At 70.2% G+C, this 26,632-nt stretch carries 23 protein-coding genes; 3 read left to right on the forward strand and 20 right to left on the reverse strand.

Annotated elements, in window-relative coordinates:
• Nucleotides 1–67: 67 nt before the first annotated feature.
• From ACFVBH_RS38655 to ACFVBH_RS38695, 9 genes are all read right to left on the reverse strand, one after another.
• On the reverse strand, nt 68–757 hold the full coding sequence (locus ACFVBH_RS38655; RefSeq protein WP_379011065.1) for a DUF6182 family protein: 690 nt from the start codon (nt 755–757) through the stop codon (nt 68–70).
• The gene (locus ACFVBH_RS38660; RefSeq protein WP_379011067.1) at nt 729–1,565 is read right to left on the reverse strand and encodes a dTMP kinase; all 837 of its coding nucleotides are present in this window, start codon (nt 1,563–1,565) and stop codon (nt 729–731) included. Before ACFVBH_RS38660 ends, ACFVBH_RS38655 begins: the two co-directional genes overlap by 29 nt.
• Entirely contained in the window at nt 1,562–3,946 is a 2,385-nt protein-coding gene (locus ACFVBH_RS38665) for a phosphotransferase (RefSeq protein WP_379011069.1), read from the reverse strand. The genes ACFVBH_RS38660 and ACFVBH_RS38665 overlap by 4 nt, the downstream gene beginning before the upstream one ends.
• The gene (locus tag ACFVBH_RS38670) at nt 3,943–5,598 is read right to left on the reverse strand and encodes a GH3 auxin-responsive promoter family protein (protein WP_354990001.1); all 1,656 of its coding nucleotides are present in this window, start codon (nt 5,596–5,598) and stop codon (nt 3,943–3,945) included. The genes ACFVBH_RS38665 and ACFVBH_RS38670 overlap by 4 nt, the downstream gene beginning before the upstream one ends.
• A 31-nt stretch (nt 5,599–5,629) precedes the next feature.
• Nucleotides 5,630–6,784, reverse strand: a complete 1,155-nt coding sequence (locus tag ACFVBH_RS38675) for a hypothetical protein (RefSeq protein WP_379011071.1) — start codon at nt 6,782–6,784, stop codon at nt 5,630–5,632.
• A gap of 27 nt (nt 6,785–6,811) precedes the next feature.
• Complete coding sequence (locus ACFVBH_RS38680; RefSeq protein ID WP_379011072.1) at nt 6,812–7,591, reverse strand: hypothetical protein; 780 nt, start codon at nt 7,589–7,591, stop codon at nt 6,812–6,814.
• A gap of 28 nt (nt 7,592–7,619) precedes the next feature.
• Nucleotides 7,620–8,822, reverse strand: a complete 1,203-nt coding sequence (locus ACFVBH_RS38685; RefSeq protein WP_379011074.1) for a M20 family metallopeptidase — start codon at nt 8,820–8,822, stop codon at nt 7,620–7,622.
• A complete protein-coding gene (locus ACFVBH_RS38690; protein WP_354990005.1) occupies nt 8,809–9,492 on the reverse strand; it encodes a cytidylyltransferase domain-containing protein in 684 nt (227 codons plus the stop codon). Before ACFVBH_RS38690 ends, ACFVBH_RS38685 begins: the two co-directional genes overlap by 14 nt.
• A 266-nt stretch (nt 9,493–9,758) precedes the next feature.
• Entirely contained in the window at nt 9,759–10,580 is an 822-nt protein-coding gene (locus ACFVBH_RS38695; protein WP_354990006.1) for an alpha/beta fold hydrolase, read from the reverse strand.
• 64 nt (nt 10,581–10,644) lie between these two features.
• Between ACFVBH_RS38695 and ACFVBH_RS38700 the strand changes: the two genes are divergently transcribed.
• Nucleotides 10,645–11,481 (forward strand): PIG-L deacetylase family protein, encoded by an 837-nt coding sequence (locus tag ACFVBH_RS38700; RefSeq protein WP_354990007.1) that lies wholly within the window; start codon nt 10,645–10,647, stop codon nt 11,479–11,481.
• Here the strand turns inward: ACFVBH_RS38700 and ACFVBH_RS38705 are convergent.
• The 11 genes from ACFVBH_RS38705 to ACFVBH_RS38755 form a co-directional block, all read right to left on the reverse strand.
• A complete protein-coding gene (locus ACFVBH_RS38705; protein ID WP_379011078.1) occupies nt 11,453–13,015 on the reverse strand; it encodes an MFS transporter in 1,563 nt (520 codons plus the stop codon). The genes ACFVBH_RS38700 and ACFVBH_RS38705 overlap by 29 nt on opposite strands.
• Nucleotides 13,016–13,057: 42 nt before the next feature.
• Nucleotides 13,058–14,236, reverse strand: coding sequence for an N-methyl-L-tryptophan oxidase (gene solA, locus ACFVBH_RS38710; RefSeq protein WP_379011079.1), 1,179 nt, complete (start codon nt 14,234–14,236; stop codon nt 13,058–13,060).
• A gap of 5 nt (nt 14,237–14,241) precedes the next feature.
• Nucleotides 14,242–15,132, reverse strand: a complete 891-nt coding sequence (locus tag ACFVBH_RS38715; RefSeq protein WP_354990010.1) for a class I SAM-dependent methyltransferase — start codon at nt 15,130–15,132, stop codon at nt 14,242–14,244.
• Nucleotides 15,125–15,949 carry a pyrroline-5-carboxylate reductase dimerization domain-containing protein gene (locus ACFVBH_RS38720; protein ID WP_354990011.1) on the reverse strand — a complete coding sequence of 275 codons (825 nt, stop codon included), beginning with the start codon at nt 15,947–15,949 and terminating at the stop codon, nt 15,125–15,127. Before ACFVBH_RS38720 ends, ACFVBH_RS38715 begins: the two co-directional genes overlap by 8 nt.
• Before the next feature lie 67 nt (nt 15,950–16,016).
• The gene (locus ACFVBH_RS38725; RefSeq protein ID WP_354990012.1) at nt 16,017–16,967 is read right to left on the reverse strand and encodes a TauD/TfdA family dioxygenase; all 951 of its coding nucleotides are present in this window, start codon (nt 16,965–16,967) and stop codon (nt 16,017–16,019) included.
• A 494-nt stretch (nt 16,968–17,461) separates the two neighbouring features.
• On the reverse strand, nt 17,462–18,646 hold the full coding sequence (locus tag ACFVBH_RS38730) for an NADP-dependent malic enzyme (RefSeq protein WP_354990013.1): 1,185 nt from the start codon (nt 18,644–18,646) through the stop codon (nt 17,462–17,464).
• Between the two features lie 81 nt (nt 18,647–18,727).
• On the reverse strand, nt 18,728–19,966 hold the full coding sequence (locus ACFVBH_RS38735) for an O-succinylhomoserine sulfhydrylase (RefSeq protein ID WP_354990014.1): 1,239 nt from the start codon (nt 19,964–19,966) through the stop codon (nt 18,728–18,730).
• Nucleotides 19,967–20,009: 43 nt separating this feature from the next.
• Nucleotides 20,010–21,182, reverse strand: a complete 1,173-nt coding sequence (locus tag ACFVBH_RS38740; protein WP_379011087.1) for a pyridoxal phosphate-dependent aminotransferase — start codon at nt 21,180–21,182, stop codon at nt 20,010–20,012.
• A 58-nt stretch (nt 21,183–21,240) separates the two neighbouring features.
• Complete coding sequence (locus ACFVBH_RS38745; RefSeq protein WP_379011092.1) at nt 21,241–22,848, reverse strand: thiamine pyrophosphate-dependent enzyme; 1,608 nt, start codon at nt 22,846–22,848, stop codon at nt 21,241–21,243.
• Nucleotides 22,849–22,892: 44 nt separating this feature from the next.
• On the reverse strand, nt 22,893–23,948 hold the full coding sequence (locus tag ACFVBH_RS38750) for an SDR family oxidoreductase (protein ID WP_379011096.1): 1,056 nt from the start codon (nt 23,946–23,948) through the stop codon (nt 22,893–22,895).
• Between the two features lies 1 nt (nt 23,949).
• The gene (locus tag ACFVBH_RS38755; RefSeq protein ID WP_379011101.1) at nt 23,950–25,305 is read right to left on the reverse strand and encodes a phenylacetate--CoA ligase family protein; all 1,356 of its coding nucleotides are present in this window, start codon (nt 25,303–25,305) and stop codon (nt 23,950–23,952) included.
• A 187-nt stretch (nt 25,306–25,492) separates the two neighbouring features.
• Here ACFVBH_RS38755 and ACFVBH_RS38760 point away from each other — a divergent pair, with 187 nt between their 5' ends.
• Together ACFVBH_RS38760 and ACFVBH_RS38765 are read left to right on the forward strand one after the other, a co-directional pair.
• On the forward strand, nt 25,493–25,723 hold the full coding sequence (locus tag ACFVBH_RS38760; RefSeq protein ID WP_354991323.1) for a hypothetical protein: 231 nt from the start codon (nt 25,493–25,495) through the stop codon (nt 25,721–25,723).
• A complete protein-coding gene (locus ACFVBH_RS38765; RefSeq protein WP_354991324.1) occupies nt 25,716–26,627 on the forward strand; it encodes a LysR family transcriptional regulator in 912 nt (303 codons plus the stop codon). The genes ACFVBH_RS38760 and ACFVBH_RS38765 overlap by 8 nt, the downstream gene beginning before the upstream one ends.
• Nucleotides 26,628–26,632: the final 5 nt, after the last annotated feature.

Below are 26,632 nucleotides of genomic sequence, written 5' to 3' on the forward strand. Positions count from 1 at the left end.
CGACTGATCGATGCTAACCAGGTCCGCACTATCACAAGGCCCCGCTACCCCCCTGTGAGGTCGATATTCACCCGCTTCGGGTCAGCGCGGCGTAGCAGCGCAGCCGTCCGGGGTCCGCGCGATCGACGGCGATTCTGCGGTATTCCGATTGGCCCGCATCGAATTCCGCGTTCGCGACGGTCCGCAGGGTCAGGGCCGCACCGGGTGGCAGCGCACCGGTGAAAGTGGATTCCGCCACACTATGGTTCACGTGGATCATGAATTCCTCCACGGCCAGGTCGGAGACGTCCACGATCAGCGTGTACGCCCCCGTGGGCGCGGCATCGGGAACCGGTCGCGGTTCGATCGGCAGTTCGAGCCCGGCGGCCAGGCGGGCCGGCCCGCGAAAGGGCCGCAGCAGCCGGCCGACACCCGCTGTCGCCGCGGCCGGGCACGGCCCGTACCAGGCGATGGCACCGCCCGCCGCGACCTGATCGGCCGGGTGCCGCACCGCCAGGTTGGCGGGCTCGCCCGCCAGGAAGACGGTCCGGGTGAAGTTCGCGCACCACGCGGCCGCGGCCGGACGCGCGAGCGCGTGCGCGAAATCGCGGCAGGCGCGCACGAAGTCCGCCGGGTCGAACGCGGCCACCACCGCGACCACACATTCGCCCGCGGCCGGATCGACGGGCTCACCGCCGGACTCGGCCGCGGCGGCCAGGGTGGCCAGCGCGGTCAGGCGCTGTTCGGCCTCACGCCGCAGCGCGTCCTGCGGGAGCATCGACACCCGCCTTCGCCAGCAGGGACACGATCGCGGCGACGACCTCGTCCGGGGTCAGGTCGCCGACCTCGAGCCGATGCACGACCAGGCCCGGTTCGGGATCCGCGCACAGTCGTTCGTAGGCCAGTCGCACCGCGCCCAGCCGCTGCTCGGTCTCGTGCGCCTCGCGGGGTTTGGCGCGGTCGCAGATGCGCCGCACGGCCGCCTCGACGGGCAGGTCGAGCCACACCACCGCCCGCGGCAGGGGGGCGCGCAGGATGGTCTGCAGCCGGCTCACCGGCGGCGGGGCGGCGGCGAGGCCGACGAGCTCGCGCACCAGCGCCTCGGGTTCGGGCCGGCGCCCCGAGTGCCGGGCCTGGGCGTGGATCCAGCGCACGACGAGCTCGCGCGCGGGCGGGTCCAGGGTGTCGAGCCAGCCGCGGGTGTCGGCGGCCGCGCCCACGCGGGTGATCATGCCGTGGAACATCGGCAGGTAGACGCTCGCGTCGATCACCGGGTGCCGATCCGAGAACAGCACCGCGGGCGTGTGCGCCTGGGTCACGAACGCCGCGGTCGGCCCGTACATGCACATCTGGAGATAGAGCGCGGTCAATTTCAAACTGGGACTGCCGGATTCGTCGGCGGCGCGGCCCAGTCGCTCCAGCGCCCGCGAGAGGTCGTGCAGGGGCGCGTCGGCGACGTCGTGATTGCGCAGGCTGGACACCACCGCGCCTTGCCCGCCGAAACGCTCGGCCAGCGCGGCGATGGCGGTGGACTTCCCGGAGCCGTCGATGCCGACGAGGGCGATCGTGGGACTGTTCGAGGTCATACGGTTTCCATTTCGAGAGCGAGCAGGCGCAGGGTCGTCGCGGTGACCCTTTCCAGGAACGGCAGTTCCTGGTGGGCGTGCGCCAGCAACAGCAGCTGGAGCCGGTAGATCGCGAAATCCCAGAGCGCCCAGCGGTATCCGCGCCGCCACGCGGCCGGGTCCAGCGGTGCGCCGGTGTGGTGTTCGATGGCCGCGCGGTGGTGCTCGACGAGTGCGGCGACGCGGTCCGGGCCCACGTCGGGCGGCAGCGCGAAGGCCAGGAAGTCGGCGAGGTCGCGCTGGGGCAGGTGGATGGTGGCCAGCTCCCAGTCGTAGGCCACCAGGCGATGATCCCCGGCCCGCAGCGCGATGTTGCGCAGGTTGAAGTCGCCGTGCACCAGCGTCCGCGGGGCGGCGGCCACCGCCGTCCACCACACCGGACTGGTCTCCACGATGTGCGCCAGCCGCGCGCGGTCCGCTTCGCCTATCCAGCGGGGGAATTCGGCGGCGTTGTGCGCCACCAGGGCGCGCCACAGCGGCACGGTGTCCGCGGCCTGCTCCGGGGTCCGGACCGCGCCGAGCCGGCCGGTGGCCGCCAATTCGGCTTCGCGCCCGAGCCATTGGGCGTGCACACCCGCGATGCCGTCCAGGGCCGCGGCCAGGTGTTCGGGCTGCCAGTCCGCGGGCGCGTCGACGGTGTCGCGCAGGATCACGTCCGAGCCGAGCCGCTCGAGCAGCAGCACGTACGCCTCGCGGGCCGGATCCTCGAGCAGTCCGTACAGCTCGGGCATGACCGCGCGCAGCGCGCCGTCGGCGTGTCGGTAGAGCGCGAGTTCGCGGGTGTGGGTGTCGCGGAAACCGGTGTGCTCGCGCCAGCGCGCGTGTTGTTCGGCGACCTCTCCCCCGGCGAACGAGGCCAGTTTGCCGAGCTCGATGATCACCTCCTCGTCGACCGGTTTCACCTTGGCGATGAGTTCGGCGGTCTTGGTGTCCTGATCCGAGAGCGCGTACGACACCGACAGCGGCAGCAGGCCGACGAACTTGCGCCGTTCGCCGCCGCCGACGGCCTCGGTCAGCAGGCTGTCCACGCCGCCGTGGTCGAGCGCGGTGACCTCGGAGACCGTGAGTTCGGGCCGGGCCAGGGCGTCGGCCATCATCGAGGCCACGAGGGTGGCGTCGATGGCCTCGGCGGTGAGCCAGTCCACCCGGGTGCTGCGGCCCAGGCGGGCGTGCGCGTCGGCGAACTGCCCGGCCACGATGGCCGCCGCGGTGGACAGGTCCAGGGCCAGCGCGTACCCGCAGACGATCTCGGCGAGCCGCCGGGCGCCGTGTTCGCCGGTGCAGCCCATGGCGGCCAGGAAGTCGTGCTGCTGCGCCAGTGTGGTTCCGCCGCCGACGGTTCCGACGATGAGGTTGGGCAGGATGAGCCCGGCCAGCAGTCCGTCGGCGGTCTCCTCCGCCGAGAACAGCGCGGCGCCCGACTCGTGGACGCACGCCACGTCCTGGCCGGTGGCCACGAACATCGCGGCGATGACGTTGGTGGCGTCGATGTCGGCGGCCGCGGCGCCGCTGAACTGGGCGGCCAATTGCGCCTTGCGCCAGACCGAGGCGATGGACCGGGCGTCGGTCTTGAGGACGCGGCGCAGGGTCTCGTGATCGATCAGGCATTCGGCCTGCACGTGCGACCCGCGCCCGCCGAAACGGTTCAGGGCGGTGAGCTTCTTGTCCCCGCTCATGTTGCCCTCGACGGTGAACCAGACGGGAGCCGGCCGGCCGGTGGCGGCGAGTTCGTCCCGAATCCATTGGCAGGCGCGCCAGGTCGACACCGTGGTCATGTTCTGGCCCGCGGCGTCGCCGGTCTCGAACACGAATCGCACGTGCACGACGCGGCCCAGCTGGATGGGATCGACGTCCAGCAGCGTCGAATAGCGCGACACGGCCCGCACCTGCGCGGCCAGCCGGGCCCGGCGGTCGAACGCACCTATCCAGGCGGCGAAGGCGGCGGCGTCGTCCAGCGAGGCGAATTCGAAGGCGGGCGCGCGGACCATGCGCTGGGACAGCACGCGGGTGGTGACCCCGCCGGAGCGGGTCATCGCCTTGGCGCCGCGGGTCACCGAGGCGACCAGCGCGCCTTCGGTGGTGGCCAGCGGGGCCAGGATGCCGCCGCGGGCGTGTTCGCCGGTGAACAGCAGCGGCCCGGCCAGTCCCACCGGGATCTCCACCGTCGCAACGTAGTTCTCGATGTTGCCGCGCAGCGATCGCGCGTCGATGCCGGGTTCGCGCAGCGCGTCGAGCCCGGCGCCGGCGGTGCGCCGCCACCAGTCCAGGCGGGTGCGCCGGGCCAGTTCGCTGTATTGGCCGCGACAGGGGATGTCGTCGTCCAGGGGCGCCGGGGTGCTCACGGTGCGACCTCGTTCCAGACCGGCGATCGGTCGTCGAAGACCCGGTCCTTGACGCGCGAGGGTGTGGGCGCGGCGCGGACCTGGTCGAACCAGACGTCGAAGAAGGACGTCAGACTCACCTGGCTCACCCGCAGCGGGCCGAGGTCGCCGCGCTCGCGGGCGATCGCGTACGCCGCGACGTCCGCGCACAGGCGGCGATCGGCGAGCTCCTCGAAAGCCGTTACAGCGGACGGTGATTCGGCCGCGGTGAACGCGACGGCGGCGTGGTGATGCGGAACGCCCTGCCGCGCATCGAGTTTCCACACCAGATTACGCACCTCGAGGCCGCTCTCGTGTGCGGTCGCGCGCAGGGCGCGCAGCGCCTGATCCTCGCGCAGCGGCGTCCCGGAGACGGTGAGCGTGCCGTGCCGCCCGGCGTAGGCGACCCGGGGCGTGCGCCCGATGTGCCCGGCGACGTACACGAGATCGCGGGTGGCGCACCGGTAGATGCCACCGGCGCGGGTGAGCACGACGTGGTAGGTGCGGTCCGCCTCGAGTTCGTGTGCCAGCAGGGTGGGGCTGTCCGGCTCGATCTCCTGTTCCACCGGGATGAATTCGTAGAAACACCACGGCACCGCGAGCGGCCCGGCGTCGGGATGCCGGTCCAGCGGGACCACCAGCGGACCCTCGCAGGACCCGACCGGGGCGGTCATGATCTTGACTCCGGGCCCGTACTCGCGGGCCACGGCCGGGAGGTAGAGCCCGGCCACGTAGGTGGTCCAGGTGACGACCCCGCCCAAGCGTGGCCACAGGTCGATCGGGCGAACGGTCCCGAACCAGCGCGCGTGCGCTTCGATGCGGCGGGCGGTCTCGGGATCGGGATCGGTGAACGGGACCCCGTCCAGGGTGCCGTCGTACAGGTCCTTCACGATGGCGGGCCACCAGCGGCGCAGCTGTTCCGGAAGCGCGTGCGCGATACCGGGATTCATGGCGATGACGCAGCGCACGTCGTACTGCGCGGCGATGCGCAGGCGCAGGTACATGCGCCGCAGCGCGTCCGCGTCCCGGAAGCTCTCGGGCAGCTGACTCCAGGCGGCGCGATTTCCCAGCCCGACCGCGGCCTCCTCGCCGAGTGCGCTGAAATCGACCTGGCTGGGCCCGATGTGGGGCTGTCCGCCCGAGGTGCGCCGGATGTTCGAGAACGGGTCCTGCCAGAGGTTCAGCACGGCGTTGTCACCGGCCAGCATGTCCGCGTTCTGCCCGAGAATGGTGGACAGGCCCGCGAAATAGAAGGGCATCAGGCCCTCCCGCATGTACGTCATGGTCGCCGGGACACGCTTCTCGGTCCCGGTGGTGCCGCTGCTGGAGAAGAACGCGAAGGGATCCTCGGCGTCGAGCACGTTGTGCGCGCCGCCGATCACCGATTCGATCCAGGGCGCGAAGTCCTCGTGCACCCGGATGGGCACCGCGCGCCGGTAGTCCGCGACGTCGGTGATGTCCGCGAATCCGTGTTCGCGCCCGAAGTCGGTGCCCTCGTTGCGGCGGATCAGCCGGTCCAGGAACTGCGCCTGCACCCGTTCGGGTTCGGCCAGGGCGGCGGTGATCGTCTCCCGGCTCGCGACGGCCAGGCGGCGGATCGAGTCGACGCGTTGTTCGATGTCGGTGGATGTCATGGGCGACCTTCTTCTTCGAAAAACTGGCTCTTCACAGGAAGAGTTCGGTGAGCACGTCCCGGGGCACGGGGCGGCTGATGACCGCGGCGGAGAGACGGTAGGGGTCGACCCAGGCCGACCGCGTGAGATGGCGCCGCACAAAGGTTCCCGCGTCCCCGGCGCGCGCGGGGCGCTCGGGCGCGGAGAGCAGTTTGCGGGCGCGGACCATGGCGCGGTAGAGCAGTCGCTGGTCGAAGGACTCACCGGCGGCGCGGCCGAGCATGGCGCCGTAGTACACGCGCATGCCCAGCCGGTATTCCTCGATCGTGAACTGTGCCAGCGCGGTCCGGGATATCTCACCCAAACTCGCGCCGTCCCAGCCGCCCGCCCGGCTGGATTGCACCACGCCGCCCAGCGGCACGCGGCCCAGGGCCAGGCGCGAGGTCCGGACGCCGTAGTGCGCCAGGATCTTCTCGACCAGGACGAAATCCTGGGCGATCTCCTCGTCGTGCACCAGCAGCACGTGATCGTGGTCCGCGACCACCGGCAGGATGTCGCGCAGGGCGGTGAGCAGGTAGTTGGCGTGCCCGTCCGCTCCGATCACCGGGCGCAGCGGCACGCCCCAGCGGGTGCCGTCCAGGTAGACCGGGCCGCCCACCGCGCGCTGATCCAGGCACAGTTTGTCCGCGCGCAGCCGGTCCACCACGTCCTGCGCGGTGCACGGGTGCGGGCGATCGGCGTGCAGGCCGGGGTCGGCGACGCCGAGCGTGCGCAATTGCGCGCTCCACAGATCGAGCATGCGGGCCGAGGCGGGATGCACCCAGCCCGTGCGCTCCACGCGCTCGGTGTAGTCGCGCAGCGCGGTGGGGTCGAAACGCGTTTCGACGCCGTGGAATTCGACGTACAGCCGGCCGATGTCGAGATCATCGAGGGCGGCATAGTCGTGCCCGCCGTATTCGCGGTCCAGGTAGGCCCAGAACTGCACGGTCTGGCCCGCCAGGTTCGGGGTGCGCGAGTTCCAGATGCAGGTGACCTCCGCGACTTCCCGGGAAGCCTTGCACAGCAGGTCGACCCACAGCATGCCCTTGACGTGGGTGGGCAGCAGCGGCTTGGTGGGGGTGATGGAGATGGGCGCGACGAGCAGCCGGGGGCGGGGGCTCGCGGCGGCCCGCCGATCGGCGGCCGGCGCCGATACCGTGAGATTCATTGCGATCGACCGAGTCTTCCGGGATTGTCAGGAATCGCCGACGCGAATCGACGTCTCGCACAGGGTGGTCACGCCCGCGCCGAACCGCGCGAGCTCCCCCGGGGTCAGGATCGAGAAGTAGGGCTCGAGGATCGTGCCGGTGAGCTCTTCGGCCGCCAGCCGTTGCATACGGACTTCGGCGGGATCCCGGAACGGCCCCCGCCAGCCCATCCGCTCGGCGTAGGCCGGGCCGGTGCGCGGCGGCGGATGCGGTGCGGCCAGGATCGCGTCCAGCGGGGTGAGGCCGCACGCGGTGATGGCCGCGATATGGGCGGCGCCGCGCATCTCCCGCAGCACGTGCAGCGCCACTGCCGCACGCGCACCGGGTGATTCGGGTGCGGACAGCTGCCGCCAGCCCGCGAACAGCACACCGAGCGCGGCGGGGGCCGCGCCGGCGATCCGGCGGGCGGTGGCCTCGAGCTCGATCAGCTCCGCGGGCGGGTGGTCCGCGAAGACCCGATCACCCCAGGCGGCGATGCGATCGCGGTAGTGCAGGGCGACGTCTCGGTGGGTCAATCCCGCGGGCACCGTTTCCCAGGCCGCGCGTACCTTCTCGATCGGCTCGAAAGCGATTGCCGCGGCCGCGATCTCCACCGGGCAGTCGCCGAGCACCCCGGCGCGCCCGACCACCCAGAACCGGCTGCCCGAGGCGAAGCCCAGGTCCATCCCGTAGGCGTCGGTCGATGTCGCGAGCATCCAGCCCCGCGTGAAACGCGCGACGGGATCGCGGATGTCGTCGATCGTGGACGCGGCCGTGGCGGTGGTCATCACGAATTCCTTCCGGTGTTGCGGGTGTTCAGGCCGGATCGAGCCAGGCGCTGAGCACGGTGGCCAGGCGCGCCAGATCGGCGATCTCGACGTACTCGGTGGCCTGATGCGCGAGTTCGATGGATCCCGGGCCGAAGACGACCAGTTCCCGCGCGAGCCCGGCGTAGCGCAGGGCATTGGTGCCGAACGGCGCGACGGCCGGTGTCGTACCGCAGGTTTCGGCCAGGAACCGCACGAGTTCACTGTCCGGGCGCTGATAGAACGCGGGTGTTCCGGGCTGCCCGTCCGGGGTCTGCGGCAGCAGCGAGGTGATCTCGCACGGGATCGGGCACGCGGCCCGGATCAGCGCCGACAGCTGTGCGACGACCTCGCCGGGCTCCTCCCCGGGCACGATGCGGCGGCCCACCGCGACGGCGCACCGGTCGGGAATCACGTTGGTGCCCTCGCCGCCGGAGATCCGGGTGACCGACACCGTGCCGGTGCCGACCTCGGTCGCGGCCGCGAGCCCCTGCAGCCGTGCGTTCTCCGCGACGCAGGCGGCGATCACCGGCGCCATGGCCTCGATGGCGTTGACGCCGAGGTCGGGCCGGGACGAATGCGCGGCGACCCCGCGGGCGGTGACCTCGAGCAGCACCAGGCCCTTGAGCCCGTGGATCGGACGGAACTCGGTCGGCTCGGCCACCAGCAGCTGGTCGATCCGAATATCGTTCTCCCGCACCCATTCCCGGAATCGGGTCGCGCCGAGCAGGCCGCCGACCTCCTCGCTGACGGTGCCCGCCAGCAGCAGGGTCGGCTCGGGCCGCAGCCCGTCCCGGCGCCAGCCGTCGAGCAGGGCGAGCAGCACGCCGAGGGTGGCCTTGCTGTCCAGTGCGCCGCGCCCCCACACCCGGCCGTCGGCGACGCGGCCGTCGAACGGCGGGTCGGTCATGTGCTCGACGGTGACGGTGTCGGTGTGCACGTCCACCACCACCAGCCGGTCGGTGCGGCCCGGGAAGCGGGCGTACACGTTGGGCCGGCCGGGACGCACCTCGTCCAGAACCACCGTGTCCGAACCGCATTCGCGCGTCCGCGCGGCCAGCCACCGGGCCAGCGCGCCCTCGCCGATCGGACCGTGCTCGTGGGCGCGCGGTCCGGCCTGCAGCGTGTTGACACTGGGGATGCGAACCAGTTCGGCGACCGATTCGGCCAGCAGCACCGGGTCCGCCCCCAGGTGGCGGCTACGACTCGGCACCGCGGCCCGCCGGTGGCGCGATCGCCAGTTCGTACAGTTTGGCGGCGAAGTCGAACTCGTCCTGGGTGTCGATGTCGATGGTCAGGTTGGTGGCCGGGTGCCACATCGGCTTCGCGCCGACCAGGCCGATGTTCGTGGCCACCGAACGGGTCATGATCGAGCAGGTGAACCCGAGCATGTAGAAGACCGGCAGCTGCTGCGAGGGCCGATGCCACGGCCCGAACCCGAAACCCATGGGATTGAAGTTCGAATCGAGCAGGTAGTCCTTCATCGGGTAGACCACCACGATCGAGTCCGCCGACTCGGGATCGCGGGACTCCCAGGACTTCACCACCGCGGCATGGTCGTCGAACAGCGGATCGGTGGCGTGGCACCACATCACGTCGTCGTCACCCGGCAGCTGGGCGCAGACCTGATTGACCACCGACTGGAACGGGTAGGAGTTCTCGGTCAGGTGCGCCTCGCGCGGCAGGAACGAGGCGCCGTACTTCGCGGCGACCTCGCGGGTGGTCTCGTCCTCCGAGGACAGGTAAACGTCGGCGGGATCGTCCGCGATCCGGATGAGCTTGGTGACGAGAATGTCCAGCAGCGATTTGCCGTCCGCGAAGGGCCGGAAGTTCTTGTTCGGCACGCGATTCGACCCCCGCTTGGCGGGAATGACGTACTTCATTGTCCACATCCTCTCTCCCCGGAGGGAGCCGGCCGATACCCCGATGCGCTCCGCCCCGCGCGGTCCCGGACATCGGGTCGCGTCGTGCACTGGCGGGCGCACCACAAGGTAGCGACTGGATCTTCGTGCCGCAATACGTTGCAGCACAGGGCTTTTCAATTTTCGAGCAGCACGGACAGCGCCTGCGCGACGGTCGTCGCGGGCGAGTTCGGGCCGACCCGGCCGGTGCGGCGCGCGGCGTCCGGCGCCGCGCGCTCGATGTCAGCTCAGTGCGCGGCCTCCCATTCCAGGACGACCTTGGCCACCGGCGCCGCCGCCTTCACCCAGCGGAAGTGGTCCAGCTTCGTTCCGGCGAATTCCGCGGTGATGTGCTCACGGTCGACCGGGGCCGACACGAGCAGTTCCGTCAGCTTCTCGACCACCGCGGGCGGGGTGTGCTCGTCGCCGTCGACGGTCACCACCAGCGTGGGCAGGGTGAGTTCGGGCAGGCGTTCGGTGACGCCCAGCCGGGGCGGGAACTCGCCGGTGCTGCTCGTGTGCGCCCAGTCCCCCATCACCCCGGCGGTCTGCGGTCCGCCGAAGCCCCAGCCGGGCCAGAAGCCCAGCACCGCCGTCACCGAGGTCACCGCCGTCCGCAACAGCTGCGCCTGCCAGGCCGTGGGACCGTACGCGCGCCAGTACGGCATCCCGGCGGCGATCAGCACCAGCGCGGCGACATCGGTGCGGCCCGACCGCGCGAGGTGCATGACGCAGGCCTGCCCGCCGAGCGAATGACCCAGCAGGACGGTGCGGCGTCCGGCCCGGCGTTCGGCCAGCAGGTCCAGCACCGCGCCCACGTCGTCGGCCAGATCGGCGTAATCGGCACGGCTGGAGCGTGATACGGCCGGGGTGCTCGCACCGGCCCCGCGCAGATCCAGGACCGCGACTTCGCGACCGGCCTCGTGCAGCGCCGTCGCGAAGCGGTCGTAGTACCGGGCGGGCACGCCCATCGCGGGCACTATCAGCACGGCGGTCGCGGCGTCGGCCCGCTCGTACAGCTGGATCGCGAGGCGGTCGGCGCCGCGCTCGGCGAAGAGTTGCTCGGTCACGTGATATCCCTTTCAGCGCGTGATCTGTCGAACGAAATCAATTGGGCCGGTGTATGTTTCGGCCATGGACCACACTTCCGGCGCAGTCGCGGCCCCCGTTCCACTCCCCCGCACCTTCGACCGGGTGCTGGTGATCACCGCGCATCCCGACGACGCCGAGTTCAGCTTCGGGGCCACCGTCGCCCGGCTGGTGGACGAGGGCGCGTGGGTGGGCTACGTGGTGGTGAGCGACGGCGCACAGGGCGGCGAGGACCCGGACGAGCCCGCCGCGCGCCTGACCGCGACCCGGTACGCCGAGCAGCGCGCCGCCGCCCGGGTGCTCGGGGTCACCGACCTGACCTTCCTCGGGTTCCCCGACGGAGCCCTGGCCGATGACGCCGCGCTGCGGCTGGCGCTGACCCGCGAGATCCGCCGCGCCCGGCCCGACCTGGTGCTGACCCATCAGCCGCTGCGCTCGTTCCAGTTCCCCATCGGCGCATCGCATCCGGACCACCTGGCCGTCGGCGAGGCCGCGCTCAACGCGGTCTACCCGTTCGCCCGCAATCCGCGCGCCTTCCCCGAACTGCTGGCGCAGGGGCTGCCCGCGCACCGGGTCGGCGAGGTGTGGGTGCCCGGGCACGAACACGCCGATCTGTGGATCGACGTGGACCGCACCGCCGAACGCAAACTGACCGCGATCCTGGAGCACCGCAGTCAATTTCGCACCTCCGCGGATCCGCGCGCCGATATCGCGTGGGTGCGCGAGCGCATGCGCGGCAACGGCCCGCTGCTCGGCCGCGAGTACGCCGAGGCGTACCGGCGCATCGTCACCGACGTGATCGCCGCCCCCGGGGCCACCCGGCCCGCCGAACAGCGCACGGCCACACCGGCTCTCACTCCGGCCGGACCGGATTCGGCGTAACCAGGAACTGCGCCAGCACACAGCACAGCACCAGGGTGGCGGCCGGCAGATACAGGCTGGCCCCCATCGCCTCGGCGAACGGATCCCGCAGCGCCTGCGGCAGCGGCCCGATGGTGTGCGCGGCGTTCGCGTCGGCCCCGCCGGGCATGCGCGCCAGCAGCGGCGCGAGTTTGGCGTCGACCTCGTGCTGCATGAGCACCCCGACCATGGCGCTGCCCAGCACGCCGCCCAATTGCCGGGTGGCGTTGTAGACCCCGGACGCGCCGCCGGCGAGTTCGGGGGCGAGGTTGCGGTAGGCGATCGCGGTCAGCGGCCCCCAGATGAAGGCGTTGCCGACCCCGACCAGGGTGATCGGGGTGAGCAGCGCCGGCACCGAGGCCCCCTGGTACGCGGCGTAGCCGAGCCAGAACAGCGCCGCGGCGAACACCGCGAAGCCGAAACCGGTGAGGTAGCGCGGGTGCACGGTATCGGTCAGCTTGCCCGCGGGCAGCGCCAGCGCCGCCGAGGCCACCGCCAGCGGAATGAGCATGAGCGCCGACCGGGTGGGACTGAGCCCCAGGGACTTCTGCGCGAACAGCATCAGCGGAATGGCCATCCCGGTGATGGCGAAGGCCATCCCCGCCACCGCGATGCTGCTCACCGCGAAATTGCGGTCCCGGAACAGGGTGAGCGTCATGAGCGGATCCGCGGCCCGGGACTGCCACCACGCGAACGCGCCGAGGGTGGCCAGGCCCGCGATGATCAAGCCCCACACCGAGATCGGCAGCGGGCCGAGGTTCCCGACGTGCCCCCAGTCGTAGTGCTGCCCCTGCTGCAATCCGAAGACGAGCAGGAACAAGCCCACACCGCTGAGCGCGATGCCCGCGTAGTCGATCCGGTGCCGGTTCCGGGGCAGGTTCGGCACCAGCAGCGCGGCCGCGACCAGCGCCGCCAGCCCGACCGGGACGTTGACGAAGAACACCCACTGCCAGCCGAAGCGGTCCACCAGCAGCCCACCGGCCAGGGGCCCCACCAGAATCGCGAACCCGGCCACCGAACCCCACAGGGCCATGGCCGCGCCGCGCTTGTGCGCGGGGAAGGTGCGGGTGACCACGGCCAGGGTCTGCGGGGTCATCAGGGCCGCGCCCAGTCCCTGCACCACGCGGGCCGCGATGAGCTGCGGCGCGGTCTCGGCGAGTCCGCACAGCGCCGAGGCCGCCGTGAAGATCACCAGTCCGGCCAGGTACACCCGCTTGGGCCCGAACATGTCCCCGAGCCGCCCGGACAGCAGCAGCGGCACCAGGTAGGCCAGCAGGTAGCCGCTGGTCACCCAGACCACCGAGTTCAGGTCGGTCTCCAGGTCCACCCAGATGGCGTCCGAGGCCACCGAGACGATGGTGGAGTCCACCAGGATCATGAAGATGCCGGTGACCAGGGCCCAGAGCGCGGGCCACGGACGATAGCCCGGGGGCAGACCGGGCATCGTGTCCGCGGTGTCGGCCCCCGGCTCGCCGGCCGGTTCGGCGGATCGTTCCGCCACGTTCCTGTCACTCATGAAAAGTCCTCGCTCCCAGTGTTTTCCGCGCGCGGGCGGGGGTCAGGCCACATCGGTGGTGGCCATCCGCTCGGGACGGAAGTCCGAGACGTCCACCGCGGACCGGCCGTCCAGGGCGAGCTCGGCCAGCACCTCCCCGATGCCCGGCGCGAACTTGAAGCCGTGCCCGGAACAGGCGCTCGCGTACACGACCCCCTCGACCTCGCGTGAACGCCCGATCAGGAAGCTCTCGTCACGCGACATGGTGTAGACGCACGAGATGCCGCGGCCGGTGCTGCGCACCCCCGGCAGCACCGGATTGATGGTGCGCCACAGCTCGAGTCGTTCACGTTCGGCGGGCGGGCGGCGGTCGCTCTCGATGTCCAGCGGCGACAGCTGCCGGTTGTGGAAGCCGAGTTTGAGTCCGCCCTCGTCCACCCGCCACTTGGGCAGCCCGTAGACCAGCGCCCCGGCGTCGTCCTCGTACAGGAACGCGGGGAACCGGCCGGTGCAGTGGTCGCGTTCGCGCGCTTCCTCGACGTCGAACTCGTACACCGGAATCCGCATCGGGGTGACCAGCGGCGCGATCTCCCCGGGCAGGAACCGGCCGATCCAGGCGCCGACCGAGAGCACCACCGCACCGCAGCTCACCTCCCAGTCGTCGCCCGAGATCGTGAGCGCGCCACCGGAACCCGTGCGCACCGAGCGCACGGTCTGCCCGTACGCCAGATGCGCGCCGGCGGCCGCGGCCCGGGAGAGATAGGTGAGCCGGGCGTGATCGGCGAAGAGCATGAGCGCGTCCGGCTCGTACACCCCCACCGCGTCGGGGCGCACGTGAAAAGCCGGGAAGCGCTCGGTGATCGCGGCCGCGTGCAGGTATTCGTGGTCGATGCCGCTGCGTACCGCCGTGGCCCGCGAACCCTGCACCAGTGCGGATTCGGGCGAGCCGACGAACAACCCGCCGGTCCGGACCGCGATGGTGTCGTGTGCGGCGGCGTCGAGTTCGAGCCAGCCCGCGTAGGAGCGCTCCAGCAGCGGAACGTACTGCTCGCCTTCCCAGTACGCGCGCCGGAATATGCGCGACTGACCGTGCGAGGAGCCCAGGGCGTGCAGCGGGCCGTGCGCTTCCACACCCAGCACCCGCACCCCGCGCCTGCTCAGATGGTGCAGCGCCGAAGCGCCCATGATGCCCAGGCCGATGACCACCACGTCGTAGGTCGGCCGGACCGCCGGATTCGTCATCCGCCCTACCCGACGGGGGGTTCGTGCCGCGGCGCGGCGGTGGACAGGGCCAGCGGTTCCACGGTGACCTCGGTGATCTCGTAGAACCAGTGGATGGTGTCGCCCTTGGTCACATAGGTGGCCGCGTATTCCCTGCGGCCGCGCTCGAACTCGGTGAGCAGGAACTCGCGCACCCGCGCCCATTCCTCGGTGTAGAACATGAGGGGGAATTCGCAGCTCTCGAGCACGCGCGAGTGGATGGCCGAGCCGGTGCGGGCGCGATGCGCCGAGGCCGCCCGGTCCGCGATGTCGGCGATGCCGATGAGCGAGTTCAAACCGATGACGGCCCGGCCGTTCTCGGTCAGATGGTCCGGCAGCTGCTGCAGGAAGCGCAGCACCACGCTGTCGCCGTAGAACATGGCGTCCAGGTTCAAGGTGCCGTCCAGCTCGGCGAGCCCGGATTCGGCCAGCCCCGGCGGCGTCCGCCAGCCCGGCGGGTTGAAGACGATCAGATCGAAGCGCTCGTTCTCCCCGGAGTCGTTGCGCGGGAACAGATCACAGTGTTCGAAGTCGATGATCGAGTCGCCGAAATTCGCCACCTCGTGCTGCCGCGCGGACTCCACGGCGGCGGCGCAGATATCGGTGGCGGCGATCGAGGTCGCGCCCATGTCGCGCAGCAGCAGCGCGATGGCCCCGCTGCCGGTGCCGACCTCGAGGATGCGACCGCCGATCTCCGCCGGGCGCAGGTTGGCGCGCAGATGGTTGCCCAGCGCCAGCCCGGCCCGGCTGAGCCGGAACGTCCCGGGCCGGTCGAGCAGGCGGAAGCGGTGGCCGCCGTCGAAGACGGCCTCGTAACCCGTCGGCGGGACCTCCACGACGGTGGCGGAATCCGCGCCGTCACTACGGTTCTCAAGCATCGACCGCTCCGCTCATGGCGGCGGCCAACTCCCGGGAGCGCTGTGCGGAGGCGGCCAGCGCCGCCAGCACGGAGTTCTTCAGCTCCGCGGCCTCGAAGGCGGCGATGCCGCGTTCGGTGGTGCCGTTCGGGGTCATGACCTCGCGGCACAGCTGCATCGGGGGCTTGTCGCTCTCCCCGATCAGGGTCGCGGTGCCGCCGAAGACCTGCACGGCCATCTCGCGTCCGGCGGCCTCGGTGAACCCGCGGGCGGCGGCGAACTGACAGAAGGCGTCGACGATGTAGCTGACGAAGGCCGGGCCGCCGCCGCACAGCGCGGTGGCGTCGTCGATCAACTCCTCGTCCTGCACACGCAGCGCCTTGCCGATGGCGCGCAGCAGCAGATCGGCCTGCGCGACGGTGTCCGCGGAGACCGCGTCGTCCGCGTAGTAGACCGACATGCCCTGGAAGACCTCGGAGGGGGTGTTCGGGATCGAGCGCACAACCTGGGAGGTGCCCAGGGCCGCGGCGATGGTGGCGGCGTTGAGACCCGCCATCACCGAGAGCACGGGGGTGTCCGGGGCGAACAGGTGGCGCCGGGCGGCGGCGAACTCGCCGAACACCTGCGGCGGCACCGCGAGGACCAGGAAATCGCCGGGGGCGATGGACAATTCGGCGGTGACCTCGAGGCCGGGGTACTGCGCCAGCACCGCGCGGCGCTCGGGGCTGGTCTCGACCGCGACCACGGGGCGATCGGGCGCGGCGCCGAGCAGGCCGCGGGCGATGGCCAGGCCCATGTGACCGCAGCCGATGATGACCGGGCGCGCGGCCGCGGGCATCACCAGATCCCCGGCGGGGGTGAAAGTCGCTGGGGCGGAACGGTAATCCGGACAGTCGGAGGAAGAATCAGTTGCTCGCACGGGCCGACTCCTGCCTGGCGGCGTGCTCGGGAGCTTCGGCTTCGACCGCGGCTCGCTGCGCGGGCGTGGCCCGCTCCTCGAACGCGGTCAGCACATCGGAGACGGTGGTGCGGTGCAGCACGCGGCGATGGGTCAGATCGTAGGGGCGGCCGCGATGCATGGTGGCGCGGTTGTCCCACACCACCAGATCGCCGACCTGCCAGTTCTGGGTGTAGACGAACCGTTCCTGGGTCGCGAACTCGATGAGTTCCTCGAGCAGCGCCCGGCCCTGTTCGATCGGCATGCCCAGCAGGTGCGAGGCGTGGTGGGCGAGGTAGAGGCTGGTGCGCCCGGAGTCCGGGTAGTGATCGACCAGGCGCTGGGGCACCGGCGGCAGCGCCGTGGTGATGTCGTCGTTGAAGCCGTCGAACCCGATCTTGCTGCGCGAGGTGGCGATGCTGTGCATGGCGACCAGGTCGGCGAGTTCGGCCCGGCGGTCCGGCGCCAAGGCGTCGTAGGCCGAGCGCATGTCCGCGTACTGGGTCTCGCCGCCGGTGGGCGGCAGCTCCCGGGCGGACAGCAGCGAGCACTTGGCACGCCGGACCTTGAACGAACTATCGGTGTGCCACAGCTGATTTCCCGAGTTGTAGCCGTTCAGCCGGTCCTTGGGATCCAGGATCTTGCCCTCGTAGTCGAGGTTGGAGATGTCGGTGAACTCGTTGCGCAGTCGCAGGGCCTTGCCGGCGTAGTTCGGGGCCGTTTCCAGCGGCCCGAAGCGCCGGCTGAACTCCAGCTGCTGTTCGTCGGTCAGCGGCTGGCCGGGGAAGACCAGGATCGCGTAACGATCGAAGGCCGCGTGTATCTCGGCGAACACCTCGTCCGGCAGCGGTAAGGCGAGGTCCACCCCGGTCACCTCGGCAACGAAGAGCGGGTGCAGCGATCTGATCGTGAGAGCCACGTGGTTCCTCCTGGCGTATTGCTTTCGAGCCTGAAACGGGGCAGCGCGGTCGTGCGTGCGCAGACCGATCCGAATATCCGCGTACGGATATCGAATTAATCGGCCGCCCTTCACCCACAGCCGATGGGAAATCACCGGAAGTTCGAAACGAACTCCGGCCCATATCTATTGAATTGCGCAGCGATAATCGAAACGAACTCCGGCGAATGAACAGCCGTAGTCCTGCGAATTTAGTTCTGCCACAACATAACTCGTTTGTTCCGCGATCATGCTAACCGACGTTTCAAACCCCTGCAACGGAACTCGCAACATCCCCTGTGCGAGTCATCCGGCAACGCGAGCACCGCTTTGTGATCGCTCACAATCCGAGAGGGACTGCGCGCCAACAATATTCAGAACATGTTTCAGAAAGGGAAATACACCGATAAACCAGCGACCGGCCGTTACGAACCGGGCGCTGATGTATCGCGTGAATTACGGTGTGCGGCGGCGGATCAGACCGCGCCCTCGGCCCGGGCCGCGGCCGCCACCGCCGCGGCGACCGCCGGGGCCACCCGCGGATCGAGCGGGCTGGGCACGATCTTGTCCACCGCGAGTTCGTCCGCGACGACCGACAGGATCGCGTCGGCCGCCGCGATCTTCATGCCCTCGGTGATCCGGCGCGCGCCCGCGTCCAGCGCACCCTTGAACACGCCGGGGAAGGCCAGCACGTTGTTGATCTGATTCGGGAAATCGCTGCGCCCGGTGGCCACGATGGCCGCGTACTTGGCCGCGACGTCGGGGTGGATCTCCGGATCCGGGTTGGACATGGCGAACACGATGCACTCGGGAGCCATGGTGGCGATGAGATCCTCGGCGATCAGACCGGCCGACAGACCCAGGAAGACGTCCGCGCCGGCCAGGGCCTCGGCCGCGCCGCCGGTGATGTCGCGCGGGTTGGTGCGCGCGGCCAGGTCGGCCTTGACCTCGTTCAGGTCGGCGCGGTCCCGGCTCACGATGCCCTTGGAGTCCAGCACGATGATGTCGCGCACCCCCGAGGCCAGCAGGATGTCGCTGCACGCCACACCCGCCGCGCCCGCGCCGGACACCACGACCTTGAGCCCGGCGATGTCGCGGCCCTGCACCTTGGCCGCGCCGTTGAGCGCGGCCAGCGTCACGATGGCGGTGCCGTGCTGGTCGTCGTGCATGACCGGGCAGTCCAGCGCCTCGATGAGCCGCTGTTCGATCTCGAAGCAGCGCGGCGCCGAGATGTCCTCCAGGTTGATGGCGCCGTAGCTCGGGCGCAGCCGGACCAGCGTCTCGACGATCTCGTCCACGTCGGTGGTATCGAACACCAGCGGAATCGAATTCAGGCCCGCGAACTTCTTGAACAGCGCGGCCTTGCCCTCCATCACCGGCAGCGAGGCCAGGGCGCCGATATCGCCCAGGCCCAGTACCGAGGTGCCGTCACTGGCCACCACGACCAGCCGCTCGGCCCAGGTGTGCGTCTTGGACAGCGTCCGGTCCTTCGCGATGGCCCGGCTGACCTGCGCGACACCCGGGGAGTAGGCGATGGACAGATCGCGCTGGGTCTCGACCGCGGTGGACAGCTCGACGGTCAGCTTGCCGCCGAGGTGACTGTCCATGATCTCCTCGTTCGTGATCGAGGCCAGGGATCCCGGGTCAGTTGTGGAAGACATTCGTTTCACTCCTTGGTAGAGATGTGGCGGCCGCCGGAAAGCGCGGCGCGCCGGGGTCGTTGGTTCATGTGCGGCGAAACATCATGCGCCGCAACAGTTCAGGGCGGATTCCAGATCCGCGATCAGGTCCTCGACGTTCTCCAGGCCGACCGAGATCCGCACCACTCCGTCGGTGATGCCCGCCGCGGCGCGGCCCTCGGGGCCCATGGAACGGTGTGTGGTCGTCGCCGGATGCGTGACGAGGGTTTTCGCGTCGCCGAGGTTGTTCGAGATGTCGATGACCCGCAGCGCGTCCAGCACCGCGAAGGCCCGCTTCTTGGCGATCTCGGCCTCGGGCGCGGCGAGCTCGAAGGTGACCACGGTGCCGCCCGCGCTCATCTGCGCCCGCGCCAGCTCGTACTGCGGATGCGAGGGCAGATACGGATAGTGCACCCGGGCCACGGCCGGATGCCGCTCCAGGAACTCCGCGATGCGCAATGCCGAAGCGCTGGAATGGTTCACGCGCAGCGACATGGTCTCCAGACCCTTGAGCATCACCCAGGCGTTGAACGGGCTCAGCGACGGTCCGGTGTTGCGCATGAGCGTGTTCACCGGCCCCTCGATGTACTCCTTCGAGCCCAGGATCACCCCGCCCAGCACCCGGCCCTGCCCGTCGATGTGCTTGGTGCCCGAATACACCACCACGTCCGCGCCGAGATCGAAACTGCGCTGCAGCACCGGGGAGGCCAGCACGTTGTCGAGCACCACCGTCGCACCGGCCGCGTGCGCCAGCTCGCACACCCGCGCCACGTCGACCAGCGACTGCATGGGATTGGCGGGGGTTTCGAAGAACACCGCGGTGGCCGGCTCGCTCAGTGCTTCCGCCCACTGCGCGAGATCCTCACCGTCGACGAAGACCGTCTCCACGCCCCAGCGCGGCAGGATCTCGTTGCACACCACGTAGCACGAGCCGAACAGCCCGCGCGCGGCCACCAGGCGATCGCCCGCGCGCAGCAGCGCGCCGAGCGCGGTGAACACCGCGCTCATGCCGCTGGCCGTGGCGAAGCACGCCTCCGCGCCCTCGAGCAGCCGAATCCGCTCCTCGAACATCGCCACGGTCGGATTGCGGAAGCGCGAGTAGACGAAATGATCCAGTTCCCCGGCCAGCGCGGCCTCGGCGGAGGCCGCGTCCGGGAAGACGAAGCTCGAGGTCAGGAACAGCGCCTCGGAGGTCTCCTCGAACCCCGAGCGCATGAGCCCGCCGCGCACCCCGAGCGTGTCCCGCCCGACCCCGTCGGGCAGGGGTTTGTCGAACGCGCCACCGCGCGTGCTCTTGCTCACCGGAACCTCCAGCACCGATCGAAAAGGTAAGTCCGCCGGACCATCAGATCGCGGACAGCAGCCGGTCCAGCGCGGTCTCGAGCCGCTTCGGATCCTGGGCGAAGCAGAGCCGGAACCAGCCGTCGTTGCCGGGCCCGAACGCCGAGCCGGGCGCGATGCCGACCCCGGCGCGCGTGATCAGTTCCTCGGCGTAGGCCAGCGAGTCGGTCACCCCGGCGATGCGGAAGAACGAGAAGAACGACGCCGGAACCTCCGGCGCCACAATGCGATCCTCACCCGCGAACGCGGCGGTCACGATGCGCCGCCCGACCGAGGAGTGCTCGCGCAACTGCGCCAGGAAGGCGTCGCCCTCGCGAATGGCCGCGACCCCGGCGTGCTGGACGAAGGTGGCCGACCCGGTGCTGTTGATGGCGCTGAGGTTGCCGACCTGAATCGCCAGGGCAGCGGGGTGAATCAGCCAGCCCAGCCGCCAGCCCGTCATGGACCAGGTCTTGGAGAAGCTCTGCACCACGAACAGCGGATCGTCGTCGGCGGCGACCTGCAGGAAGGACGGGGTGGATTCGGAGCCGTCGTAGACGATGCGGCCGTAGACCTCGTCCGCGATCACCCAGGTGCCCAGTTGCCGTGCCAGGTCCAGGAGTTCGCGCTGCTGCGGGCCGCTCATGATCCAGCCGGTGGGGTTGCTCGGGGAGGTCACGAAGATCGCGCGGGTGCGGTCGTCGCAGGCCGCGGCCACCTTGTCCAGGTCCAGGGACCAGACGTCGTCGTCCGAATCCAGCTGAACGAAGCGCACTGTCGCGCCCATGGCCTCGATGGCGATGACCACGTTCGGCCACACCGGGGCCACGACGATGACGTTGTCGCCGGGTTCGACCAGGCACTGCAGCGAGACCATGATGCTCGTCATGCCCGAGGACGTGGCCGAGAGCCGCTCGGGATCGAGGTCGACCTTGTGGGTCTGACGGTGGTAGTCCAGAATCGCCTGACGCAGCGGCTCCACGCCCCGCCGGTAGGCGTAGGTGGTCTTGCCCTCGGCGATCGCGCGCTCGGCCGCGCGGCACACCACCTCGGGGGTGGGCAGATCCGACTGCCCGAAGCTCAGATCCAGTGCGTCGGGGTGCGTCTGGCAGATGCGCGCGATGTAGGCGATCTCCTGGGTGCGGGTGTGTGCCAGGGCCGCACGAAAGGCCAGGGGGTTCTTGGGATCTATGGACACGGTTCGTCTCCTGGGAGGTAGTGGGCGCCGGTGCGGGCGCCGAGCGGCGAGGGGGCCGTCACCGGACTTTCGGCAGCCGGATGAACGGCCACGGATTCGGCAGGTCGCCCACGGGCACCTCGATCACCGTCGGGATCCGGGTGCGGGTGAAGCCCTTCTCGATCTCGGTGCGCAGGTCCGGCGGATCGTTGGCGAGCACGCCGTACGCGCCGAAGGATTCGGCCAGTGCGACGAAGTCCGGGTTGAGCAGGTCGGTGCCCAGCGCGCGCTTCATGTAGTTGCGCTGGGAGCGTTCGACGTTGGCGTAGGAGCTGTCGTTGAAGACCACGGCGACCACGCCGATGCCGTGCTGCACGGCGGTCGCCAATTCCATTGCGGTGTAGAGGAATCCGCCGTCCCCGGAGATGGACAGCACCGGCCGCTCCGGGTGGGCGATCTTGACCCCGAGCGCGCTGGCGTAGCCGAAGCCCAGGGCGCCGAGGTAGGTGGAGGAGATGTAGGTCGAGGGCCTGCGCACCGGGAAGGCCACCCGGGCGGTGTAGCCGACCTGGGTGAGCTCGTCCACGAAGTAGCCGTCGTCCGGTAGCGCCGCGCGCATGGCATCGAGGTAGTCGACCTGCGGCACCAGGGTCGAGATCTCCTGCTCGACTTCACTTTTGGCGACGGCGACCGCGGCGGTCCAGTCGGTGCGCGGTCGCCCCGGACCCGCGGGCGGCAGCCCGTCCGCCAGCGCGCGCACGATGCTCGCGGCATCACCCACCAGCGCCACCTCCGGCGGCGCGACGCGGTGGATCTCCCGCTCGTCCACGTCCACCCGGATGATGCGCAGACCCGCCACGCCCCATTCGGCGTACGGCCGGCGCAGGCGAGTGCCCACGGCCAGCACCACATCCACCCGCGACCACAGCCGGTGGGCGGTGGGCAGCGAGACCGACAGTTCGTGGTCGTCGCTGACGATGCCCCGGCCGCCGATCTCGGTGGCCACCGGAATCCCGAGCGACTCGGCCAGCGCGCGGATCTCGGCGGCCGCGCCGCGCGCACCGCTGCCCAGGTAGAGCATCGGGGCGCGGGCGGCCGCCAGCACGGCGCGCGCGGCGTCGAGCGCGTCGTGGTCCGGGGCCGGGGATACCGTGGTGACGGACCAGGGTTCGGTGGTCTCGACCTCCGCGCCCATGACGTCGGTGGGTATCTCGATCGCGACCGGCCGGGGCCGCCCGTGACCGAGCCGGTGGAACGCCTCCTCGACCACGGCCGTGACCCGCTCGGGCCGGTCGATGCGCGCGGCCCAGCCGGTTATCGAGGCCAGCGTGCCCAGCTGATCCGGAATCTCGTGCGGCACACCGAGACCCCGGTCCAGGAACGGCACCGGGACCTGCGCGGCCAGGCACAGCACCCGGATGTTCCCCGCGTACGCGGTGGCGAGCCCGGACATCGAGTTCAAGACGCCCGGACCCGATATCACCAGGTAGACACCAATTTTGGTGCTCGACCTGGCGTACCCGTAGGCCATGAACGCCGCCGCCTGCTCGTGCCTGCACTGCACGATCCGGATGTCGGTGGCGGCCAGCGCCCGGAAGATGGGGTCGTGCTGTTCGCCCGGCACGGTGAAAACGACCTCGACGCCCGCTGTCACGAGCCCGGCGACGAGATGATCTGCGACGTTCACGACTACCTCACGTTCCGACGAAATGGATTACCGGCCACGCGTTCTCAGAGCCGGTTCTCCGCGTCGATGTATTTCGTGATCTCGTGAATGTGCACAGCGCGATCGGGTGCGGCGGTGCGGACGAACCGCTTCTCCCGGCGCATGTAGTCGGCGAAGAATTCGATGCGTTTGGCGAAGAATTTCTCCAGCATGGTCGGATCCGGGATCTCCTCGCTCGTGATGCAGAGCCGGTCCTGGAGCGCGAGCAGCTTGAGCAGATAATCCGTCATGTCACCAACGGCCGACTCCGACCGGCCGGTGAGGTGGTAGATATCCCGGCTCGGTTGCGCCAGTTCGGCATTCACGACCGCGCGGGCGTCGGTGACGACGTGGTCCACCGGAATGAACGAGATGCGGGCGGCGCGATCGGCGGTGTAGCGCACCGATTCCTCGGAGTCGCCGAGCATTTCCTTGAATTTGCGCAATTCACTGAGATAGCCGTACAGGCCCGAATAGCTGCCGCTGGGCCGGAAGTCGACCGAGGAGCCCACGATGACCGACGGCCGCAGGATCAGCGTGCGCGGGCCGCCCTCGGCGCCGGCGACCACGTGTTCGGCCGCGCACTTGCTCTCCTCGTACACGTTGCTGAAGGCCGGAGGCCGGTGCAGCTCCTCGGCGATGTCGCCGTGCAGCGCGCCGCAGGTGTACGCGGTCGAGACGTACACGAACAGGTCCGCGCCCAGGCTCGCCGCCAGCTCCAGTGCCTGCTTCGTGCCCTCGACATTGGTCCGGAATATCTGCTCGCGCTGGCCTTTTCGCCACTGCAGTGACGCGGCCAGGTGCCAGAACACGAGCGGTCCGTCGCCGCGCGCGACGGTGGCCGGATCGACTCCGCACAGCGGGGCGGTCAGCTCGGATTCCACCACGGTGAGGCGGGGCTCGGAAGCGGCGGGGCTCGCGCCTGCCGCCGCGAGCGCGGCGTCGATCCGTTCGGCCGCCGAGCCCTCGGCATTGCCGCGCGCCAGCGCGTGCACGGTGTCCGCCGGGTCGCCGGCCAGCAGATCGGCGAGCAGGTGGCTGCCGACGAATCCGGTGGCTCCGGTCAGGATGTGCTGGGTCATCTCAGATCGCCCTCTCGACGGCGCGGGCCAGATTGTCGGCGGATCGCGACTCGATGTCCGCGGCCGACGGATCGCGAAGATCCTTGATACGGGCGGTTTTCCAGCTCACCCAGCCCCCGGTGGTGCTCTTGAGATCCAGCAGCGGATGGATCCCGACCTCCACGCCGATCCCGAAGGCGGCGGTCAGGCGCTCGGCCACCAGCGCCTTGAGACGCTCGTGGTCCGCGCCCTCTTTGGCCTTGAGCCGCACGCGCAGCCGGTCCTGCCCGTCCTGGGCGAACACGTCCAGGTCGTAGCCGTAGATGAGCTCGGGATCGGCCAGGATCGCGGTGTCGATCTCGGCGGCGCTGCGTTTGACGCCCCCGAGTTCGGTCATGTCCTTGACCCGCCCGAGCACCTGCAGGGTGCGGTGCCCGGCGCCGTCCGGGGTGATGCGGACCAGATCGCCCGTCCGGTAGCGGATGAGCGGTTTGAGACCGGGCACCAGCGAGGTCAGGCAGAGTTCGCCGTATCCCTCGAAGCCCAGGGTGAGCTCGGTGTCCAGGTCGAGGACCTCGAGCAGATAGGTCGGTTCGATGATCACCACCGAGCCGTCGGGCCGGGTGGCGGCCGGCGCACCGGCCTCCTGCGACCCGTAGTTGAAGTTGTAGGCCGCGGCCTGCCAGGTCTGCGCCAGCAGTTCGCGCATGTTGTCCGTGCACATCTCACCGGTGGTGAGCAGCACCTTGACGGCCAGATCCTCCGGCACCTCCACCCCGTAGGCCGAACTCATCTCCGCCAGCGCCATGAGCAGTCCGGGCGAGCAGTAGAGCATGTTCACGCCCAGTTCGACCAGCACCTCGAAGAAGCGGGCGAAGCCGAGCGTGGGTGAGACCGGGAACAGATCCAGCTTGGTGATGCCCACGTGCCTGGCGGCGTAGGACAGGCTCAGGCAGGCCGAATGCACGTCGTTGGGGGCGATCACGGCCAGCACCGGACGCTCGCCGCCCTCGGGAAAGTGCTGGTGCACAACCTTTTCCAAGGCATGGGCCAGGGGCAGCCAGTTGAGGTGGAAGTCGATCTCGGCGCGCGGGCAGGGGGTGGGCCTGCCGGTGGTGCCGGTGGTCTCGAAGTAGAACGCGGCATCGGCGATGGACCCGCACAGCATGTCCTGCAGGGCCTCCCGCAGATCATCCTTGGTCGTGTAGGGGATGCGCGCCAGGTCGCCCAGCTCCCCGATGTCGAGGTCCGCGCCGGCCAGGCGGCGGCGGTAGAAGGGCGACTTGTCCGCGACGTGGCCCAGCACGTTCCGCAGCGCGTCGGTCTGCCAGTCGGTGAGCTCGCCGGGAGTCACCGCGCCCTCGTTCCAGCGCGTCAAGAAGTCAACCCATGGGGCGATAACCACTGATCAGGACTCTCTCTGTTACATGGTGTCAGGTGGGAGAGCGGGTCCCGGCACCTGGCGGACAGCATTCATCGAGCGGTCGGCCCGGACTCGACGCGGTGCTGCGGTTACCGCGGTCGAGGCGGGGACGAGCGCTGAGAGGGTTCAGGTGGGTACATCGATGGACACCACCGTGGCGGTCGGATCAGTGAATGCGGCGCACGAGATCGTCGTGGCCGCACGCGCCGAGCGCGCCAGCGGGCTGGATCGGGGTCACCATCGTGTGATCGGCGCCGAGGGCTGTTCGGCTCGATGGTGGTCCGCGATCATGGCTGGAATCTTGCCCCGGCCCGGCGATTTCGGTCCAGCAATGCTTTCTTACTGGAATCCCGTAGTCTGCCTTCATGATTGACGTCGGAGCATTGCGAGCGCTGCGATCGGTGGCTGACCTGGGGACATTGGCGCAGGCCGCCGAGGAACTCGGATTCACCGCCTCGGCGGTTTCCCAGCAGATCAAGCGGCTCGAGCGTCAACTCGGGGTCGCGGTGCTCGCGCCCGCGGGGCGCAAGGTCGTGCTGACACCGGCCGGTCAGGTCATCGTCGATTCCGCGCCGGAGGTCTTCCAGGCGCTGGAGCGCTGCGTGGCCGCGGCCCAGCTGGTTTCCCAGGGCGAGCCCACCGGGACCCTGCGCGTGGTGGCGTTCTCCACCGCCATTCGCGGGCTGCTCGCGCCGACCATCGCGCGGCTGTCCGCGCGCTATCCGGATGTCCAGGTGCGGATCACCGAGCAGGATCCCGACCGCGCGCTGCACAGCGTGGACGCGGGCACCGCGGATCTGGCGCTCGTGCACGACGCGGACGGACTGTCCGCGGCGCTGCCGTCCTCACTCACCCAGCGGCTGGTGTACACCGACCTCGGCGACGTCGTCATGGCGCGCACACATCCGCTCGCCCGGCTCGATCGACCGCTCACCTGCGCCGACCTCGCCGGGCACGCCTGGGTCACCAGCCCGCCGGGATCGGTGTGCCACCAGTGGTTCCGGCGGCTGTTCGCCGAGGCCCGCGAGGATCCCGACGTCCGGCACCTCATCGACGATTTCGCCACGCAGCTGTCGCTGGTCGCCTCCGGACAGGTCATCGCGCTGATTCCGCGGCTGGCCCGGCCACCGATGGGCGAGGAACTGGTGCCGCGGCTGCTGCGGCGCCCGCCCAAGCGCGAGGTGTACGCGGCATGGCGATGTAGCGCGGACTCGAGTCCCGCGATTCAGGCGCTGCTGGCGGAATTGAGTTCGGAGACCGCGGGCAAGGCCTGCTGATCCGC

The sequence above is a fragment of the Nocardia sp. NPDC057668 genome, from assembly GCF_042799795.1.
Classification (GTDB): Bacteria; Actinomycetota; Actinomycetes; order Mycobacteriales; family Mycobacteriaceae; genus Nocardia.